This is a genomic window from Cyanobium sp. NS01 (assembly GCF_014280235.1).
In the GTDB taxonomy this organism is placed as follows: domain Bacteria; phylum Cyanobacteriota; class Cyanobacteriia; order PCC-6307; family Cyanobiaceae; genus NIES-981.
The window spans coordinates 2,092,732-2,109,265 of record NZ_CP047940.1 but is presented as its reverse complement, the minus strand read 5'-3'; the positions used below and the strand labels follow the sequence as shown (position 1 = coordinate 2,109,265).

At 70.5% G+C, this 16,534-nt stretch carries 20 protein-coding genes and 1 tRNA gene; 10 read left to right on the top strand and 11 right to left on the bottom strand.

Annotated features, from left to right (window positions below; genetic code table 11):
• Positions 1-6 precede the first annotated feature (6 nt).
• Genes CyaNS01_RS10970 through CyaNS01_RS10960 form a run of 3 tightly spaced genes read right to left on the bottom strand, consistent with a single transcriptional unit; the run spans position 7 to position 3,447 of the window.
• Positions 7-2,241 carry a transglycosylase domain-containing protein gene (locus CyaNS01_RS10970; protein ID WP_370561511.1) on the bottom strand — a complete coding sequence of 745 codons (2,235 nt, stop codon included), beginning with the start codon at positions 2,239-2,241 and terminating at the stop codon, positions 7-9.
• Position 2,242: 1 nt separating this feature from the next.
• Complete coding sequence (gene chlG, locus CyaNS01_RS10965) at positions 2,243-3,223, bottom strand: chlorophyll synthase ChlG (protein ID WP_186697105.1); 981 nt, start codon at positions 3,221-3,223, stop codon at positions 2,243-2,245.
• An 8-nt stretch (positions 3,224-3,231) separates the two neighbouring features.
• Positions 3,232-3,447, bottom strand: a complete 216-nt coding sequence (locus CyaNS01_RS10960) for a DUF2862 domain-containing protein (RefSeq protein WP_186700697.1) — start codon at positions 3,445-3,447, stop codon at positions 3,232-3,234.
• Between the two features lie 113 nt (positions 3,448-3,560).
• Here CyaNS01_RS10960 and hisF point away from each other — a divergent pair, with 113 nt between their 5' ends.
• From hisF to ubiE, 3 genes are all read left to right on the top strand, one after another.
• Positions 3,561-4,364 carry an imidazole glycerol phosphate synthase subunit HisF gene (hisF, locus tag CyaNS01_RS10955; RefSeq protein ID WP_186697104.1) on the top strand — a complete coding sequence of 268 codons (804 nt, stop codon included), beginning with the start codon at positions 3,561-3,563 and terminating at the stop codon, positions 4,362-4,364.
• A gap of 76 nt (positions 4,365-4,440) precedes the next feature.
• Positions 4,441-4,767: a hypothetical protein gene (locus CyaNS01_RS10950; protein ID WP_186697103.1), complete on the top strand. Its 327-nt coding sequence runs from the start codon at positions 4,441-4,443 to the stop codon at positions 4,765-4,767.
• Positions 4,754-5,476, top strand: coding sequence for a bifunctional demethylmenaquinone methyltransferase/2-methoxy-6-polyprenyl-1,4-benzoquinol methylase UbiE (ubiE, locus tag CyaNS01_RS10945; protein ID WP_186697102.1), 723 nt, complete (start codon positions 4,754-4,756; stop codon positions 5,474-5,476). Before CyaNS01_RS10950 ends, ubiE begins: the two co-directional genes overlap by 14 nt.
• 64 nt (positions 5,477-5,540) lie before the next feature.
• On the opposite strand, the gene CyaNS01_RS10940 is transcribed toward ubiE, so the two are convergent.
• Together CyaNS01_RS10940 and CyaNS01_RS10935 are read right to left on the bottom strand one after the other, a co-directional pair.
• A complete protein-coding gene (locus CyaNS01_RS10940; protein ID WP_186697101.1) occupies positions 5,541-5,870 on the bottom strand; it encodes a hypothetical protein in 330 nt (109 codons plus the stop codon).
• A gap of 81 nt (positions 5,871-5,951) precedes the next feature.
• The gene (locus CyaNS01_RS10935) at positions 5,952-6,104 is read right to left on the bottom strand and encodes a hypothetical protein (RefSeq protein ID WP_186697100.1); all 153 of its coding nucleotides are present in this window, start codon (positions 6,102-6,104) and stop codon (positions 5,952-5,954) included.
• A 173-nt stretch (positions 6,105-6,277) separates the two neighbouring features.
• On the opposite strand from CyaNS01_RS10935, the gene glyQ reads away from it, so the two are divergent.
• From glyQ to CyaNS01_RS10900, 7 genes are all read left to right on the top strand, one after another.
• The gene (gene glyQ / locus CyaNS01_RS10930) at positions 6,278-7,195 is read left to right on the top strand and encodes a glycine--tRNA ligase subunit alpha (RefSeq protein ID WP_186697099.1); all 918 of its coding nucleotides are present in this window, start codon (positions 6,278-6,280) and stop codon (positions 7,193-7,195) included.
• Positions 7,192-7,383: a hypothetical protein gene (locus CyaNS01_RS10925; RefSeq protein ID WP_225875651.1), complete on the top strand. Its 192-nt coding sequence runs from the start codon at positions 7,192-7,194 to the stop codon at positions 7,381-7,383. Before glyQ ends, CyaNS01_RS10925 begins: the two co-directional genes overlap by 4 nt.
• An 87-nt stretch (positions 7,384-7,470) precedes the next feature.
• Entirely contained in the window at positions 7,471-9,462 is a 1,992-nt protein-coding gene (locus CyaNS01_RS10920) for a ComEC/Rec2 family competence protein (protein WP_225875650.1), read from the top strand.
• A gap of 41 nt (positions 9,463-9,503) precedes the next feature.
• Positions 9,504-9,588, top strand: a tRNA-Ser gene (locus tag CyaNS01_RS10915).
• On the top strand, positions 9,564-10,934 hold the full coding sequence (locus CyaNS01_RS10910; protein WP_186697097.1) for an META domain-containing protein: 1,371 nt from the start codon (positions 9,564-9,566) through the stop codon (positions 10,932-10,934). Before CyaNS01_RS10915 ends, CyaNS01_RS10910 begins: the two co-directional genes overlap by 25 nt.
• 235 nt (positions 10,935-11,169) lie before the next feature.
• A complete protein-coding gene (locus tag CyaNS01_RS10905) occupies positions 11,170-11,361 on the top strand; it encodes a hypothetical protein (protein WP_186697096.1) in 192 nt (63 codons plus the stop codon).
• 57 nt (positions 11,362-11,418) lie between these two features.
• The gene (locus tag CyaNS01_RS10900) at positions 11,419-11,766 is read left to right on the top strand and encodes a YciI family protein (RefSeq protein ID WP_186697095.1); all 348 of its coding nucleotides are present in this window, start codon (positions 11,419-11,421) and stop codon (positions 11,764-11,766) included.
• Here the strand turns inward: CyaNS01_RS10900 and CyaNS01_RS10895 are convergent.
• From CyaNS01_RS10895 to CyaNS01_RS10870, 6 genes are all read right to left on the bottom strand, one after another.
• On the bottom strand, positions 11,737-11,979 hold the full coding sequence (locus CyaNS01_RS10895) for a hypothetical protein (protein WP_186697094.1): 243 nt from the start codon (positions 11,977-11,979) through the stop codon (positions 11,737-11,739). The genes CyaNS01_RS10900 and CyaNS01_RS10895 overlap by 30 nt on opposite strands.
• A gap of 50 nt (positions 11,980-12,029) precedes the next feature.
• Positions 12,030-13,043, bottom strand: a complete 1,014-nt coding sequence (gene cbiB, locus CyaNS01_RS10890; protein WP_186697093.1) for an adenosylcobinamide-phosphate synthase CbiB — start codon at positions 13,041-13,043, stop codon at positions 12,030-12,032.
• A gap of 34 nt (positions 13,044-13,077) precedes the next feature.
• On the bottom strand, positions 13,078-14,040 hold the full coding sequence (locus CyaNS01_RS10885; protein WP_225875649.1) for a hypothetical protein: 963 nt from the start codon (positions 14,038-14,040) through the stop codon (positions 13,078-13,080).
• A gap of 71 nt (positions 14,041-14,111) precedes the next feature.
• A complete protein-coding gene (gene ilvC, locus CyaNS01_RS10880) occupies positions 14,112-15,107 on the bottom strand; it encodes a ketol-acid reductoisomerase (RefSeq protein ID WP_186697092.1) in 996 nt (331 codons plus the stop codon).
• A 64-nt stretch (positions 15,108-15,171) separates the two neighbouring features.
• On the bottom strand, positions 15,172-15,774 hold the full coding sequence (locus tag CyaNS01_RS10875; protein WP_186697091.1) for an ATP-dependent Clp protease proteolytic subunit: 603 nt from the start codon (positions 15,772-15,774) through the stop codon (positions 15,172-15,174).
• 60 nt (positions 15,775-15,834) lie between these two features.
• Positions 15,835-16,533, bottom strand: a complete 699-nt coding sequence (locus tag CyaNS01_RS10870) for an ATP-dependent Clp protease proteolytic subunit (RefSeq protein ID WP_186697090.1) — start codon at positions 16,531-16,533, stop codon at positions 15,835-15,837.
• Position 16,534: the final 1 nt, after the last annotated feature.

The window sequence follows — 16,534 nt, the reverse complement described above, 5'->3', positions numbered from 1 at the left end:
AGGGCCTCAGGGCGGCGGTGGTGGTGCGGGGGCCGGTGGTGGCGGCGGCGGTGGCGCCGGGGCTGGCGCAGGCGCAGCAACCGGGGCTGGTGGGGAGGGTGCCGGGGCTGGAGCGGGCGTAGGCGCCGCTGCTGGGGCTCGGGCTGGAGCGGGCGCCGGAGCTGGAGCAGGGGCAGGCCTTGGTGCGGCGGCTGGTGCTCGCTCTGCTGCCGGGCGGGCCGGTGGTTCAGCCGAGCGGGGCGGCGGGGTCCAGGACGATTCCGGTTCGCCCGTGGAGGCGGGATCTTGCGGGGCCTCATTCCTGGGGGCACGCTGCGCCGGCGCATCGGACCTGGGGGCCTGGCGCGGGCTGCTCGGCCGGGCCGGTTTGGCGGGCTTCTTGAAGGTGTCAGCGAGGGCGGGTTTGGGCGGGAACGCCTGCACCGGCAGGTCTTTGGTGATCGCGCCCATGAAGCGCCGCCAGGTATAGGCGGCCACCACGCTGGTGCTCTTGGTCTCGCGGCTGTTGTCGTAGCCGAGCCACACGCCCGTGGTGAGCTGGGGGATCGAGCCGATGAACCAGAGGTCGCGGCCCCCTTCCGAGGTTCCGGTCTTGCCGGCCACGGGGTGCCGGCCGAGGGAGGCGGGGCCGCCGGTGCCACCGCGCACCACCTGCTGCAGCATCCAGGTCATGGCGTCGGCGATCGTGCTGTCCACGGCCCTGCGGCCGGGGTCCCCGTCGGTGCGGCGGCTCCAGAGCAGTTCGCCATCGGGGCCGAGGATCTCCTCGAACGGCGTGGGCTTCACAAACACGCCCCGGTTGTTGATGGCGGCGTAGGCGGCGGTCATGTCGAGCACCCTGTCCTCCTCTGCGCCCAGAGCAAGGGGATAGAACTTGCCCAGGGGCTGGGTGATGCCCAGGCTGCGGGCCGTGGCGATCACCTTGTCGAAGCCCACCTCCTGCAGCAGCCCCACCGCCACGGTGTTCACCGAGTTCTGGAAGGCTCGCACCATCGTGATCTTGCCCAGGAAGCCCTTGCTGAAGTTCTTGGGGCAATAGCCGGCAAAACAGCGCCTGCGGTCCTCCACCGTGCGCTCCGGTCGCATGCCCTCCTTGAGGGCTGTGAGATACACGAACAGCTTGAACGTGGAGCCGGTGGAGCGCAGGGCCTGGGTGGCCCGGTTGAACTGGCTTTCTTCGTAGTCGCGGCCGCCCACCATGGCCCGCACCAGCCCGGTGCCGGGCTCCATGGCCACCAGGGCCCCCTCCAGGCCGCCGGGGGTGGATGCCGTGATCGCCTTCTGGGCCTGTTCCTGCCAGTCGAGATTGACGCTGCTGCGCACCGTCACCCCGCCCACCTCCAGCTGCTCGGGGGTGAGCACCTCGGTGAGCTCCTGTTCCACCCAGGTGCTGAAGAAGGGTGCCTGGCTCACCCAGTATTTGGGGTCGGCCGGTTTGAGGGCCAGGGGTGAGCCCTCGGCCTCCATCTGCTGGGCCAGCGTGATGTAGCCCTCCTCGCGCATGCGGCGCAGCACGATCGCCCGGCGTTGCAGGGCCAGATCGGGGTTCACCAGCGGCGAGTACACCGAGGGGGCGGGGGGCAGCCCGGCGATCAGGGCGGCCTCCGCCAGGTTGAGGTCGCTGGGAGCCTTGGAGAAGTAGATCCAGGCCGCATCCGCCACCCCGTAGGCGCTGGAGCCCAGATACACCAGATTCAGATACTCGGTGAGGATCTGGCGTTTGCTGAGCTGGCGCTCGAGCTTGCTGGCCAGGGCCGCTTCCTTCAGCTTGCGGGCGATGGTGCGGTCCTGGCTGAGGAACACGGTGCGGGCCAGCTGCTGGGTGATCGTGCTGGCTCCCTCCTCCACCGAGCCGCGCGAGATGTTGCGCACCATGGCCCGGGCGATGCCGGTGGGGTCGATGCCGTCGTGCTGGTAGAAGCGACGGTCTTCCGCCGCCACGAAGGCCTGCTCCACCAGGGGCGGGATCGAGCTGGCGGAGAGCTTCTCCCGCGACACCGGGCCCACCTTGTGCACCACCTGGCCATCGGCCGCGAGGATGGTGAGGGTGCCGGGCCGGTTGAAGTGGTTGATGCCGCGGGCATCCGGCAGCAGGCTGTCGAAGCTGGCCACCAACGCCGCCTGGCCCACGGCCACCCCAGCACCGAGGGTGGTGGCCACTGCGGCGATGATCACCAGGTTGCGCTTGCCGCCTCCCGTACGGCGGGGCTGGCGCGCTTTGGCAGGAACGGCGGTGCTCACCTCATGCCACCAGGGCGCTGTGGCCGATGGCCAGGGCTGTGACCAACATGCCCAGCACCAGGAACGGCTGGGCGCTGGCCTGATACTTCACATCGAAGGCCACCGGATCGCGCAGCAGCCACACATCCTGAAAGGTGATCTGGGGCACGATCAGCAACACCAGCAGCACGGCGGCGAAGTGCTGGCCGATGGCGATCAGCACCGCCACCATGGCCAGCTGGAACACATCAATCATGGCGGCGCTGATCCAGCTTGCGCCGGTGATGCCGAACACCACAGGCAGGGATTGCAGCCCCAGGGCCCGGTCGCCCTCCACGCTCTTGAAGTCGTTCACCACGGCAATGCCGAGGCCGGCCAGGGAGTAGGCCAGGGTGAGCAGGGCGGTGGTCCAGGTGAGGTGGCCGAACAGGGCCTGTCCAGCCCACCAGGGCAGGGCGATGTAGCTGGCGCCCAGGGCGTAGTTGCCGAGCCAGCCGTTCTGCTTGAGCTTCAGGGGCGGGGCTGAATAGATGAAGCTCACGAAGGAGCCCCCCAGGGCCAGCAGCAGCAGCACCGGCGTGGTGTGGCCGGCCCAGCGGTCCAGCCCCCAGGCCACGGCCAGGCCTGCCAGCAGCAGCACCCAGATCTGAAGCTTCACCTGGGGCAGGGGAATGGCGCCGGAGGGAATGGGCCGGTAGGGCTCGTTGATCGCGTCGATGTCGCGGTCGTAGTAGTCGTTGATCGTCTGGGTGTAGCCCGCCAGCAGCGGGCCGCTCATCAGCATGCAGGCGATCGAAGCGGCCACGTTCGGCAGGGTCCAGGTGAACTGGCCCGAAGCGGCCGCGCCACAGAGCACGCCCCAGATCAGGGGAATCCAGGTGACCGGCTTCATCAGCTGCAGCCGGATCTTCCAGATGCTGCTGCTGCCGCCGGCACCCTTCATGCCCAGCAGCTGACGGGCCGCCGAACCCCTTGGGGCCTCAGGGTTTGGGCTGTTGGTCAAGGCCGGTTTCAGGCGAGGGTGACTTCATCGTCGAAGAACCAGGCGCTCTGGCCGGCGCCGAGATCCACCACCAGGCCGATGCCCTGGCCATCCACGGTGCGGAAGCCGGTCACCGTGCCGGTGGGGTCGCTCTTGAGGGCCTCGACCAGAACGGCGGGGATGCGATCACGCACACGCAGCACGCGCACCTTGGAGCCGATCGTGATCGGGGCTGCATGCACCATCACCGTCGAGACAGTCAAAGTCCAGCAACCTTAACAGCGAAGAGCCGTTGGACCGCTGCCCTGAGGCTGCACTGGCCCAGCATGGTGCGCACCCACCGGCCTGCCCCTCCGCCATGGTTGCCAAGCGCATCATTCCCTGCCTCGACGTGGCCGATGGCCGGGTGGTGAAGGGCATCAATTTCGTCGGTCTGCGCGATGCCGGCGACCCCGTGGAGCTGGCCTGCCGCTACAGCGCCGCCGGTGCCGATGAGCTCGTGTTCCTCGACATCGCCGCCAGCCACCAGGGCCGCTCCACCCTGGTGGAACTGGTGCAGCGCACCGCCGAGGCGGTGACGATCCCCTTCACCGTGGGCGGCGGCATCGCCAGCGTGGAGGGGATCACGGCCCTGCTCCGGGCCGGCGCCGACAAGGTGAGCCTCAACTCCGCCGCCGTGCGCGATCCCGAACTGGTGAGCCGCGGCGCCGAGCGCTTCGGGGTGCAGTGCATCGTGGTGGCGATCGATGCTCGCCGCCGCGGCGCCGGCGAGCGGCCGGGCTGGGATGTGTACGTGAAGGGGGGCCGCGAGAACACCGGGCTCGATGCCCTGGCCTGGGCGCGGCGGGTGGTGGCCCTGGGGGCCGGCGAGATCCTGCTCACCTCGATGGATGGGGACGGCACCCAGGCCGGCTACGACCTGCCCCTCACCCGCGCCGTGGCCGAGGCGGTGGCGGTGCCCGTGATCGCCTCCGGCGGGGCCGGCTGTCTCGACCACATCGCTGCGGCGCTGTCGGACGGGCCAGGCGGCGGCGGCGCCTCGGCGGCCCTGCTGGCCTCCCTGCTCCACGACGGCATTCTCAGCGTGGAGGCGATCAAGACCGATCTGCTGGCCAGGGGCCTGCCGATCAGGCCCCTGCCGCATCGTCACGCCGGGACGTAACGGCTTGTTACTTTGGTTACGGAAGATGGCGTGGCGTTCCGCTCGTGCTTCCCTCCACGGCAGGCCAGCGCCAGAGATGTTCTTCCACCCCTTGCCACCCCCCTACGCCACCGTGCTGCCGCTGGTGATGCTGGTGGCCGTGGTGGCCCTGGTGGCCTGGGCGCTGCAGCTGATGCAGGCCGCCAATGACCGCCAGGAGTTCTCCCTGATGCTGGCCGGCTGCATGGTGTGCTCCGCCGCCGTGGGCCTGGCCACCGTGACGGTGATCATGGTCACGGCCCCCCAGCGGCTGCCGGTGCTGAGTCTGGAGTCGTCGCCGCCGGGTGGCGTCAGCCTCGACGCCGTGTCACTGCCTGAGATGCTGCCGGATTCACTGGTGTTCCCCTGGGATGGGCAGCTTTGAGCCGGGGCAGCCGCAGCAGGTTCAGAGCCTGTTCGAGCAGATTGCCCCGCGCTACGACCTCCTCAACGACCTGCTCAGCCTCGGCCTGCACCGGGTGTGGAAGTGCCAGGCGATCGCCTGGCTGAGCCCGCGTCCGGGTCAGACCCTGCTCGATCTCTGCTGCGGCACGGGCGATCTGGCCCTGGTGCTGGCCTCAAGGGTGCGCCCTGCCGGCAGGGTGATCGGTCTGGATGCCGCCGCGGCGCCCCTGCAGCTGGCGGCCCGCCGTTCCGCCCGCGCCCCCTGGCTGGTCTTGGAGTGGCGCCAGGGCGATGCCCTGGCCAGTGGTCTGCCGGACGGGATGGCGGCGGGCGTGGCCATGGCCTACGGGCTGCGCAACCTGGCCGATCCCGCCGCGGGGCTGGCGGAGGTGCGGCGCCTGCTGCGGCCCGGCGGGCGGGCCGCCGTGCTGGATTTCAACCGCCCGGATGGCGCTGGCCTGCAGGGGCGGCTCACGGCGGGCCTGCAGAAGCTCTGCCTGCGTGGCCTGGTGGTGCCGGCCGCCAGCCTGGCCGGCCTGGAGGAGCACTACGCCTACCTCGAGCCCAGCCTGGCCCGCTTGCCCACAGGCGCCGAGCAGGAACGCCTGGCCCGCCGGCTCGGCTTCCGCCGGGTGCATCACCGGCCCCTGGCGGCTGGATTGATGGGCCTGCTGGAGCTGCAGGCCTGAGTGGGTCGCCAGGCCCCGGGGCCGAACAGCTCCAGGCTCTCGGCCAGGTCAGCGGGGCTGGAGGTCAGATGGCTGGGCAGGCCTCCAGCCAGGTGTCCAGTGCAAACCAGCGCTGCAGGCCGCAGAAGCTGTGGCAGGTCTTCAGGTCGTCCATTTCGGGGTCGCTGGAGATGCGATCGAGATCCACAGGCAGGAAGCGCGGATCGGCGTTCACCTCCAGCATGCGGCGGATCGTGCGGCCGGCCACATGCTCGATCTCAACGCAGATCTGGTCGTCCAGTGAGTTCAGGGATCTGAGTTTTTCGGCATAGGTGAGGCCGGAAAATTCCTGCTGCGGCTTATGGGCCCAGCGCTCGTCTGTTCTGAGGTGGTAGCGCACCGAGGAGAGAATCAACCGGGCCGGGTTGCGGGTGCTGTGGATTCCCCTGAAGTCAAGAGCGTCGAGATCGAGGCGCCAGCGGCAGTTGTTCTGGAACTAGCAATCCCACTGCTCCGGCAGGCGCAGCTGGCGCTGATTGTGCTTGGTGTCGAGCCAGAGCCGTAGGCCCGTGAGGCGCTTCAGGGTTTTGAGGGTTTTGCTGAAAAATTTCGAGCCGGTCTTGTGGTGGGTGCCGACGACAAACTTCAACGCTCAGGGCCGATCTGATCGGCTCACTGTCGAGCTCCGGCCTGCCCTTGTCAAATGGCTGCCGGGGCTGGCGCCGTCTCCAGAGGGTGCTGTGCCATGGCAACGTTGTTCGGCGCCGGTTCGCTGGCCAAGCCCCTTCCCTCTCTGCCCCCTCCGCCGGGCACCAGGCCCCGATGCACTTCCAGGACATCATCAGCACCCTCAACCGCTTCTGGGCTGAGCAGGGCTGTCTGATCCTGCAGCCCTACGACACCGAGAAGGGCGCCGGCACCATGAGTCCGCACACGGTGCTGCGGGCGATCGGGCCCGAGCCCTGGGCGGTGGCCTACCCCGAGCCCTGCCGCCGCCCCACCGACGGCCGCTACGGCGACAACCCCAACCGGGCCCAGCACTACTTCCAGTACCAGGTGCTGATCAAGCCGTCGCCCGATGCCATCCAGGAGACCTACCTGGCTTCCCTGGAGACCCTGGGCATCCGCGCCGCCGACCACGACATCCGCTTCGTGGAGGACAACTGGGAATCCCCCACCCTCGGCGCCTGGGGCGTGGGCTGGGAGGTGTGGCTCGATGGCATGGAGGTGACCCAGTTCACCTACTTCCAGCAGTGCGGCGGGCTCGACTGCCGGCCGGTGTCGATCGAGATCACCTATGGCCTCGAGCGTCTGGCCATGTATCTGCAGGACGTGGAGAGCATCTGGGATCTCGCCTGGAACGGCGTGCGCAGCTACGGCGACATCTGGCTGCCCTTCGAGAAGGGCCAGTGCACCTACAACTTCGAGGCCTCCAACCCCGAGCGGCTGCAGCAGCTGTTCGCCCTCTACGAGGCCGAGGCCGGCGATCTGGTGGAGCGGGGCCTGCCGGCCCCGGCGCTGGATTACGTGCTCAAGTGCAGCCACACCTTCAACCTGCTGGAGGCCCGCGGCGTGATCTCGGTGACCGAGCGCACGGCCACGATCGGCCGCATCCGCGTGCTGGCCCGCCAGGTGGCCGAGGCCTGGCTGGCGGAGCGCACGGCGCTGGGCTTCCCGCTGCTCAGCCCCGAGCGGCGCCAGGCCTGGCTCGAGGCCCAGGCCCCGCAGCCCGTGGCGTGACGCCCCTGCGTCGGCGCCTGCTGCTGGCGGTGCTGCTGCTGGGCAGTTTCCAGCTGGGGCGCAGCAGCGAGCGCCAGATCTGGCCCTGCCGGCTGCGGCCTCTGGCCGCCCTGGTGGAGCCCCTGCTGCAGAGGGAGCTCCCCAGCGAGCAGCTGTGCGACCTGCTGCTGCGGCTGCCCGGCAGCTGAGGGTTGGCCCGGGGGCGGCAGAGGGCATGAAGCCGCCGTGGCAACGCTGGGGCCATGGGATTGCCCTCAGGCCCGCTGCGAGAGCCCGTGCCAGTGCCACCATCGCGGTCGCGCCCCAGGCGGCGGCGGATCGTCTGGGCGGCCCTGGTGGCGCTGGTGCTGCTGCGGGCCCTGTGGGTGTCGCTCACGCCGCCCCTGGCGGCCCCCGGGGATCCGGTGTGGCAGCTCGATGCCCCAGGGGCTGGTGGCGGCGCTCCACTGGTCGTGACGCTGCGCGGCACCCTGCTCAGTGATCCCCAGCCGACGGGGCCGGATGGGACCTGCCGGGCCCTGCTGCAGCTGCCCCAGGGGCGCACCGAGCTGCGCCTGGCCTCCTGCGGCGGCCTCCAGCAGGGCTGGCGCGTCGAGGCCCATGGCCGGCTCAGGCAGCCTCAGCCGGCTCCCCACCCGCTCCTGGCCGGGCCGGCGGAGCGGCTGCGGCGCCAGGGGGCGGCCACCCAGCTGCAGGTGGAGCAGGCCACGGTGCTGGCCCGTCCCCCAACTCCCCTGGCCGACCTGCGCCGCCAGCTGGCCCAGCGGCTGCTGGCTGGCGTGGGAGCGGAGCGGGGCGGGCTGCTGGCGGCCCTGGTGCTCGGCAGCGCGCGGGTGCCCCTGCCGCTGGAGCTCAAGGAGGCCTTCCGCGCCGCGGGACTCTCCCATGCCCTGGCCGCCTCCGGCTTCCATCTCAGCGTGCTGCTGGGAGCGGTGCTCCCCCTGGGGCGCCGCCTGCCGCGCTGGCCGCGGCTGGGGCTGGCTGGCGCGGCCATGCTGCTGTTCGTGCTGCTGGCCGGCCCGCAGCCCTCGGTGCTGCGGGCCGTGCTGATGGGCGGCCTGGCCCTGGCGGTGCTGGAGAGCGGCGGCCGCGGGCGGCCCTTTGGGATCCTGATGGCCAGTGCCCTGATTCTGTTGCTGTGGCGGCCCGAGTGGCTGGCCGATGTGGGCTTCCAGCTCAGCGTGGTGGCCACGGCCGCTCTCGTGGTCTGCGCCTCTCCCCTGGAGCAGGGCCTGCGCCGCCGGCTGCCGCCCTGGTGCCCGGGCTGGCTCGCCGCCGCCAGCGCCGTGCCCCTCGCCGCCTCGCTCTGGACCCTGCCGCTGCAGCTGTTCCACTTCGGCGTGGTGCCCCTCTACGCCGTGCCGGCCAATCTGGTGGCGGCGCCGCTGCTCACCCCCCTCACCCTGGGGGCGATGGCCCTGGCCCTGGTGGCCGTGCTGGTGCCTCCCCTGCTCGGCCTGCTGTTGCCGCCGGTGGCCTGGTGCTCTGGCCTGCTGGTGCTCGTGGTGAAGGGCTTCGCGGCGCTGCCCATGGCCCAGTGGCAGCTGGGCAGGCCGGAGCCCCTGCTGGTGCTGCTGCTCGCCGCAGGTCTGCTGGGGCTGAGTTTGCCGGGCCCCGCGGGCCTGCCGCGGCTGGGCCGCCGGCTGGCGCCGGCGCTGCTGCTGCTGGCGGCCCTGGGCCACCTGGCCCTGCTGCGGGCCGACCAGCTCGTGCTGGTGCACCAGGGCCACCGCGACCTGCTGCTGGCCCGCCACCAGGGCCGGGCGGCGCTGGTGAGCCTCCAGGCCGATGGCTTCAGTTGCCGTCAGGCCCGCCAGCTCGCCACCGGTTTCGGCATCCCCCGCCTGGACTGGGCTCTGCTGCTGGATCCCGTGGCCCCGGCCGAGCCCGCCTGCTGGCAGGCCCAGGCGGGGCTGGTGCTGGCCAGTGCCGATGGCAGCCTGCCGCTGCAGCCTGGCCAGTGGCTGGGCAGCCCAGGGCTGGTGGCCGAGCCCCTCAGCGCCGACAGCCGGGCCATCAGCCTCGTGCTGGGGCAGCGGCGCTGGCTGCTGCTACCCGACCGCCAGGCCCTCAGGGCCTGGCGGGCCACCGAAGCCAAGGCTTGGGACGGCATCTGGCTGGGGGTGCTGCCGCGGCGGCCCGAGCGCCAGGCCGTGACCGCCGCCAGCCGCGGAGCCATCTGGCTGAGCGGCGGCGGGCCGGCCGATGCCCCGCCGGGCTGGAGCGCCAGCGGCCCGCGGGGCTGGCTGCAGCAGGGCTGGGGCTGAGCGGTCCGTAAAGTCGTGGCCGGAGCTTCGGGCTCCTGGCTGGAGAGGTGGCTGAGTGGTCGAAAGCGAACGACTCGAAATCGTTTGAAGGGCAACCTTCCGTGGGTTCGAATCCCACCCTCTCCGTTTCCCACCCGACTTCCAGGCCCCGCTCCGAGACCCCGTTGTCCATCAGCCTGGCCATGAAGCATCACAGCCCTGTTTGCCTGGTTGGAGGGATCCTCACGGCGGCGCTGGTGCTGCAGGCCCCCGCCCAGGCCGGCACGCTCTCGGGCACGGGCAGTGACCGGGAGCGGATCGCCCTGCCTCCCGATGCGGTGTTTGAGGTGGTGATCGAGGACATCGCCCGGGTCGATGCCCCCGCCACTCCGCTGGGCCAGGTGCGCCTGGAGCCCGCCGGCCAGCCGCCTTTTCGTTTCTCCATCCCCTACAGCGAGGGTGATCTGAGCCCCACGGGCCGCCAGCCATCCGCGCAGGCAGCCCTCGGCCGTCTGCCGGCCAGCTGGCGCGGCGAACTGCCCGCCGCCAGCGGCCGCAGCCGCTGGCAGGTGGACCTGTTCAGCGATGGCAGCTTCCAGCTGCGCCAGACTTTTCTGGATCGCCCTGCCCCCAACAGCTTTGATGACATCGGCCGCTGGCGCCTGGAGCCGCAGGGGCCTCGCCTGGTGCTGCGGGGCGGCCGGGAAGCACCCGTGCTGCTGCAACCCATCGACGGCGGTGCCGCCCTGCGCAAGCTCGACCTGCAGGGTGAGCCGATCCGCTCATCCCTGAACGATCGCCTGATGCGGCTGCCGGCAGCGGAGCCGATTGAGCCCCGCCTCCATCTGCAGGGGATGTTCCGCTACCTGGCCGATGCCGCCAGCATCCGGCTCTGTGCCACCGGCGCGCGCCTGCCGGTGTCGATGGAGGCCGACTATCTGGCGCTGGAGCGGGCCTACCTGGGGGCCCAGGCGGCGGGATCGGCCGGCCAGCCGCTGCTGGTGAATCTGGAGGGACTGATCAGCCAGCGCCCCTCCGCCGAGCCCGGTCAGGGGCTGCGGCGCACCCTGGTGGTGGAGCGTTTCGTGGGGGTGCACCCCGGCGAGGGCTGCCCGAAGACCGATGGCGCCGCCATGCCTTCGGCTGCCCCAGCGCCCGGGCCCAGCCTGAGGGGCACGCTCTGGAGGCTGCAGGCCCTGCAGGATGGGGATGGCCCTGAGCTGCGGCTCGATGCCGACGCCGACCGGGTGAGTGGCAGCGGCGGCTGCAACCGGCTCATCGGCGGCTTCCAGCTCGAGGGCGAACAACTCCGCTTTTCCGAGCTGGCCAGCACCAAGATGGCCTGCCCAGCTGCGCTGATGGCCATGGAGCAGCGCTACATGGAGGCGCTGGGCCAGGTGCGCCGCTGGAGCATCGACAAGCGCAACCTGCTGCTCCAGGACGGACAGGGGCGCAAGCTGCTGCTGTTCAAGCCAGCCCCACCAACCCCCTGAGCCAGCACCGCTGGGCGTGCCCAACGGCGCCCCAGGACCAGGCAAGAAAAAAGGCGGTACCCAAGAGGGTGCCCGCCCAGAGGAACGTCTTCGTGAAAGATTGTATTACAGAGCGTGAACGGGCTTTCTCAGGATCAGGCCTACTCCAGGGTGGGCTCTGGTGGGTCGCCGCTTTCGTGGCGGCCTCCTGCTGAACGCCCTAGCGTCTGGATGGCCAGGTTGCTCGTCGAGGGCGATGCGCATCACCCAGTACGACGGTCAGTTTCTGATGTCCCTCAGTGCCCAGGAGGCCTCCAGGCTGATGGACACCTGCGCGGTGGTGGTGCTGGCCGCCAATGCTGAACCCGCCGTGCCCTTGCCCGTTGAGATGACGTCTCTGCTGGCCGATCTGCTGGAAGGTCTGCGCAGCCAGGCGAGTGTGGAGTGACGCCTCCGCTGGGGCTCAGGGGTAGCAGAGTGCCCGAAGTCGCAGGTGGGCGGAGCGATGCCCTGGTTTGTGAAGCTGGAGGAGGGTCTGGTGGACAAGGCCCACTTCGATGCGGTGGTGCCGTTGCATCTGGCCTGGTTGGCTGAGCTCGAAGCCCAGGGCCATCGCCCCGTGAGTGGCTACTGGGCCGACCGCCGTGGTGCTGAGGGTGCCGGCGGCATGCTGCTGTTCTGGGCCGGGTCGTGGGATCAGGCCTCCCGGCTGGTGCGCCACGATCCCCTGATCGAGCAGGGATGTGTGAGCTGGACCCTGCACGAATGGACACCGGTGTTCGGCGTTCCGGCTCCGGTCTCGCCGCCTGCCACCGCCGCTGCCTCAGGAATGAAACAGCAGCACCAGTCCTGAGCTGATCTGGTGAAATTCCCGCTCCTCGCGGCTGAGGTCGAGCCCCACCTGCAAGGCCTCCTTGAGGGCGTCCTCATAGGGCGGGGCCGAGGGTGCGGTGCCGGCATGCCAGAGCGCGGCGATGCCCACGGGTGTGGCATGCCACCGGAAGCAGGCTGTGGTCCCGATGTCCGGCTCCTGGAGGGCTTCTTCAAGGAGGTCGCGAATCGGCATGGGCCCTGGGACGTGCCCGCAGCTTCGGCAGGATCCGTCCATCCGGGCAATCAGCTGAGAGCTTTCGTGATGAAAGGCGGCAGCCCCGCCACCAGAAGGGCTGCGGCCAGCCAGAGCGCTTGCAGCCGCAGCGACAGCCGCAGCATGCGCCGCACAGCAGCGGCATCCGCTGCCGGCCGGCCCTGCGCCAGCAGCGGTTTGCGGCGCAGGCAGCCGCCATAGCGGTTGCTGCCCCCCAGCTGCACCCCCACGGCGTGGGCATAGGCCGCCTGGGACACCCCCGCATTCGGCGAGGGATCGGGCGCTCCATCCCGCAGGGCGAGCTCCAGCCCCCGCCAGGCTCCCGCCAGCCCCTGGCCGGCGGCGAGCGGCAGGCTCACGGCCACCAGGCGGCAGGGCAGCCACACCAGCAGGTCGTCGAGCCGGGCTCCGGCCGTGCCCAGCCAGGCCAGGCTGCCGCGGCGGTAGCCCAGCATCGAATCGAGGGTGCTGGCCGCCTTGAAGCTCCAGCCCAGGGCCAGAGGACCAGGCAGGCCCGGTGCCAACGGGCTCAGAACCGCCCCGGCCAGCATCCAGAACAGGGGAGCGAACAGGCCGTCCACGGCGTTCTCACTGGCGGTTTCTGCCAGGGCGCGCAGGATCTCCTCCCTGCTGAGCTGGTCGGTGTCGCGGCCCACGATGCGCCCCAGCTGCCGCCGGGCCGGCTCCGGATCCGCCGCCGGCAGCAGCGCCAGCACCCCGTTCACGGCGTCGTCGAGGCTGCGGCCGGCCAGGGCGCTGGCCAGCCCCACCACCAGCACCGCCACCCCCAGGGCGCTCTGGGCCGCCCAGCGCTCCAGCAGCCAGCCGGCAGCACCGCTGAGCCCCACCACCAGCAGCGTGATCGCCGCCCCGGCCAGGCGCAGCCGGCCGGGGCGGCCGGCGGCCCAGCCCTCGGCCAGCCGTCGCAGCCGGGCAATGCCCCAGCCCATCACCTGCACCGGATGGAGCCAGCGCTGGGGATCGCCCAGGCCGCGATCGAGCAGGGCGGCCGTGAGCACCTGCAACACCAGCAGCAGCGGCATCAGCGTGAAAGTGGGATCGGCGGGATCAACGGGATCAGCGGCAGCGGCCCAGGGGCCAGGCCAGCGCCGCGAAGGCCAGCAGCTGCAGCGGCAGGGCCAGGCCGAGGCCGAGCAGCTGGCTCAGCAGACCCATGCCGAGGCTGCCGGCCAGGCCGCCCACCGCCCCGGAGCGCTGCAGCACCGTCCAGCGCAGGGGGGCGTCTCCCAGGGGGCCCAGGGCTCCCACCAGGGCGGCATCACTGGCCGCGGCCAGCCCCCCCAGGGGCAGGAACAGCAGCACCGCGCTCCAGCCCGGAACCAGCTGGGACGTCCCCAGCAGGACCGCCATCAGGCCATAGCGCAGCGGCCCGTTCAGGGGCGGCAGCAGTCCCGTCAAGCCCCGGCCGAGCCCGTAGGCCGCCAGCAGCATGGCGAAATCAAAGCAGTCGCCCTCGCCCACCGCCCGCACCCACAGGGGTAACAGGGCGAACAGACCCCCGAAGAGCAGGCCCTGCAGTGCGCAGAGCCGGCTGAAGGGGATGGTCTGAGCCGGAGCCTTCGGGAGCTCACCCTCGGCGACCGCGGGGCCCCTGCCCCGGCCCCGCACGGCCAGCAGCAGCCCCAGTGGCAGCAACAGCAGCAGGGCCGGCCCGAACTGCAGGGCTGCCGGGAACAGCAGGGCCGTGAGCAGATAGCCCACCAGGGAGCCCAGGTCGGAGCCGCGCCGCAGCTGCTCGATCGAGCTGCCCGGCTGGCGCAGCAGTCGCCGCTGCAGGGGCAGCCCGGAGAGTTCAGCGCCGAGGGCGAACAGCAGCACGGCCAGCAGCGATGCCGCCAGCAGCAACGGCGCAGGCAGCCACTGCAGCGCCTGGGCCGCTGCCACCGCCAGCAGTGCCAGCACCGCCAGCAGCTGCAGGGCATAGGCCCAGGCACGACGCCGCAGCGGCAGCAGGGCCGGCAGGGTGCCGAGGGCCGGCAGCAGGCTGTTGAGCAGCGGTGAGGGGCTGAGCCCGCTCACCAGCCAGGCCGTGGAAGCCAGGGTGAGGCTGCCCCCTGCCTGGGTGCTGCCCCAGAGCAGGGAGGGGGGAATCAGGCTGCCTTGAGCCAGGAGAACATGGCCCGCAGACCTGTGCCCACCTGCTCGATCGGATGCTCGGCGTCCCGCTGGCGGATCTTGGCCATCTCGGGCTTGCCGGCCTCGCACTCGGCCACGAAGTTGCGGGCGAAGGTGCCGTCCTGGATGTCGGCCAGGATGCGCTTCATCTCGGCCTTGGTGGCGGCGGTGATCAGGCGCGGGCCGCTCACATAGTCGCCGTATTCGGCGGTGTTGGAGATCGAATCGCGCATGGCGGTGAGGCCGCCCTTCACCATCAGATCCACGATCAGCTTCACCTCGTGCAGGCACTCGAAATAGGCCAGCTCGGGCTGATAGCCCGCCTCCACCAGGGTTTCAAAGCCTGCCTTCACCAGTTCGCTGAGGCCACCGCAGAGCACGGCCTGCTCGCCGAACAGGTCGGTTTCGGTTTCCTCCTTGAAGTTGGTTTCGAGGATGCCGGCGCGGGTGCCGCCGATGCCCTTGGCGTAGGCCATGGCCAGGGCACGGGCGTTGCCGCTGGCGTCCTGCTGCACCGCAAACAGGGCCGGCACACCCATGCCGTTCTGGTATTCCCAGCGCACGGTGTGGCCGGGACCCTTCGGGGCGATCATCACCACGTCCACCTCGGCCGGGGGCTGGATCAGCCCGAAGCGGATGTTGAAGCCATGGGCGAAGCTCAGCACCTTGCCGGCGCTGAGGTGGGGAGCAATCTCCGCCTCGTAGATCGCCTTCTGGATCTCATCGGGCAGCAGCACCATGATCCAGTCGGCCTTGGCGCAGGCAGCGGCCACGCTGAGCACCTCGAGGCCATCGGCCCTCGCCTTTTCGGCGGAACGGCTGCCCTCGTACAGACCCACCACCACGGCAACGCCGCTGTCCTTGAGGTTCAGGGCGTGGGCATGGCCCTGGGAGCCGTAGCCGATGATGGCCACCGTCTTGCCCGCCAGCAGGCTGAGATCGGCATCGGAGTCGTAGAAGAGCTGGGCCATCCGGGCTGAAGCTGAGGGCGGGGAGCAGTGTTCGAGCTTACGCAAGGGCCGCCGGCCGGCCGGCTCAGGCCTCGCTGGGGTGGGCGATCACCCGATCGATCAGGCCGTACTCCTTGGCCTCGGCGGCGCTGAGGAAGTAGTCGCGATCGGTGTCCTTCTGGATCTTTTCGAAGTTCTGGCCAGTCATGTCGGCCATGCTGTGGTTGAGCATGTCCTTGATCCGCAGGATCTCCTTCGCCTCGATGGCGATGTCGCTGGCCTGGCGCTGGCTGGTGCCCCCGAGGGGCTGGTGGATCATGATCCGGCTGTGGGGCAGGGCCAGCCGCTTGCCCTTCGTGCCGGCCGCCAGCAGGAAGGCCCCCATGGAGGCAGCCAGGCCCACGCAGATGGTCACCACGTCACTCTTGACGTACTGCATCGTGTCATAGATGGCCAGACCCGCCGTCACCGATCCTCCCGGTGAATTGATGTACACGTAGATCGGCTTGGAGTTGTCCTCGGAGTCGAGGTACAGCATCTGGGCGACCAGCGCATTGGCCACGGCGTCATTCACTTCCGAGCCGAGGAAGAGGATCCGCTCCACGCCGAGGCGGGTGTAGATGTCAACCCAACGCTCGTACTGGCTGCCGGGCAGGCGGTAGGGAACGCTGGGGGTGCCGATGGGCATGGCTGGGAGGCGGCGGGTGTTGGTGGTGGAGTGAACTGGGGGGTGGGCCCTGGGCCCGGATCAGCCGATGCCGGCGGGGCTGCGCTGGGCGGCCAGGGGGGTGCCGCTGGGGAGGTCCTTCTGGCTGGTGAGCACGCGGTCGATCAGTCCGTACTCCAGGGCCTGGTCGGCGGTGAGGTAGGTCATGCGGTCGGAGTCGCGGGAGAGCTCCTCAACGCTGCGGCCGGTGTTCGTGGCCAGCATGCCCAGCATGGTGCGCTTGTTGTGCAGCACTTCCTGGGCCCGGATCTGGATGTCGCTGGCCTGACCGCGGGCGCCGCTGCGGGGTTGGTGCAGCACGATCGTGGCGTGGGGCAGGGCCGCCCGCTGTCCCTTGGTGCCGGCGCTGAGGATCATCGCCGCGGTGCCCATCGCCTGGCCGATGCAGATGGTGTGCACCGGTGGCTTCACATAACTGATCGTGTCAGCAATGGCGAAGGCCTCGGTTTCGAAGCCGATCGCATCGCCTGTGAACCAGGAGGTGCCGGTGGAGTTGATGTAGAAGAAAATGGGCTTGTCTGGGTTGTCGAACTCCAGATAGAGCAGTTGCGCGATGATCAGCTCGGTCACATCGATGCCCATCTGGCGCTTGGCCTCGTCGTCGCTGAACAGCGGCAAGCCCAGATACACAATCCGCTCCTTGAGCAGCAGGGAGGGGAGGTCCGGCGGCGGTGTGCGCATCACGGCGGAATCGCCGTAGTAAGGAGCTGACACCGACATC

Coding starts and splice junctions, on each gene's coding strand:
- CyaNS01_RS10950 (WP_186697103.1), top strand. CDS start 4,441: ATGTTCTTCCACCCCTTGCCACCCCCCTACGCCACCGTGCTGCCGCTG.
- CyaNS01_RS10870 (WP_186697090.1), bottom strand. CDS start 16,533: ATGTCGGTGTCAGCTCCTTACTACGGCGATTCCGCCGTGATGCGCACA.
- CyaNS01_RS10875 (WP_186697091.1), bottom strand. CDS start 15,774: ATGCCCATCGGCACCCCCAGCGTTCCCTACCGCCTGCCCGGCAGCCAG.
- CyaNS01_RS10960 (WP_186700697.1), bottom strand. CDS start 3,447: ATGGTGCATGCAGCCCCGATCACGATCGGCTCCAAGGTGCGCGTGCTG.
- ubiE (WP_186697102.1), top strand. CDS start 4,754: ATGGGCAGCTTTGAGCCGGGGCAGCCGCAGCAGGTTCAGAGCCTGTTC.
- CyaNS01_RS10900 (WP_186697095.1), top strand. CDS start 11,419: ATGCCCTGGTTTGTGAAGCTGGAGGAGGGTCTGGTGGACAAGGCCCAC.
- ilvC (WP_186697092.1), bottom strand. CDS start 15,107: ATGGCCCAGCTCTTCTACGACTCCGATGCCGATCTCAGCCTGCTGGCG.
- glyQ (WP_186697099.1), top strand. CDS start 6,278: ATGCACTTCCAGGACATCATCAGCACCCTCAACCGCTTCTGGGCTGAG.
- CyaNS01_RS10905 (WP_186697096.1), top strand. CDS start 11,170: ATGCGCATCACCCAGTACGACGGTCAGTTTCTGATGTCCCTCAGTGCC.
- hisF (WP_186697104.1), top strand. CDS start 3,561: ATGGTTGCCAAGCGCATCATTCCCTGCCTCGACGTGGCCGATGGCCGG.
- cbiB (WP_186697093.1), bottom strand. CDS start 13,043: ATGCCGCTGCTGCTGGTGTTGCAGGTGCTCACGGCCGCCCTGCTCGAT.
- CyaNS01_RS10895 (WP_186697094.1), bottom strand. CDS start 11,979: ATGCCGATTCGCGACCTCCTTGAAGAAGCCCTCCAGGAGCCGGACATC.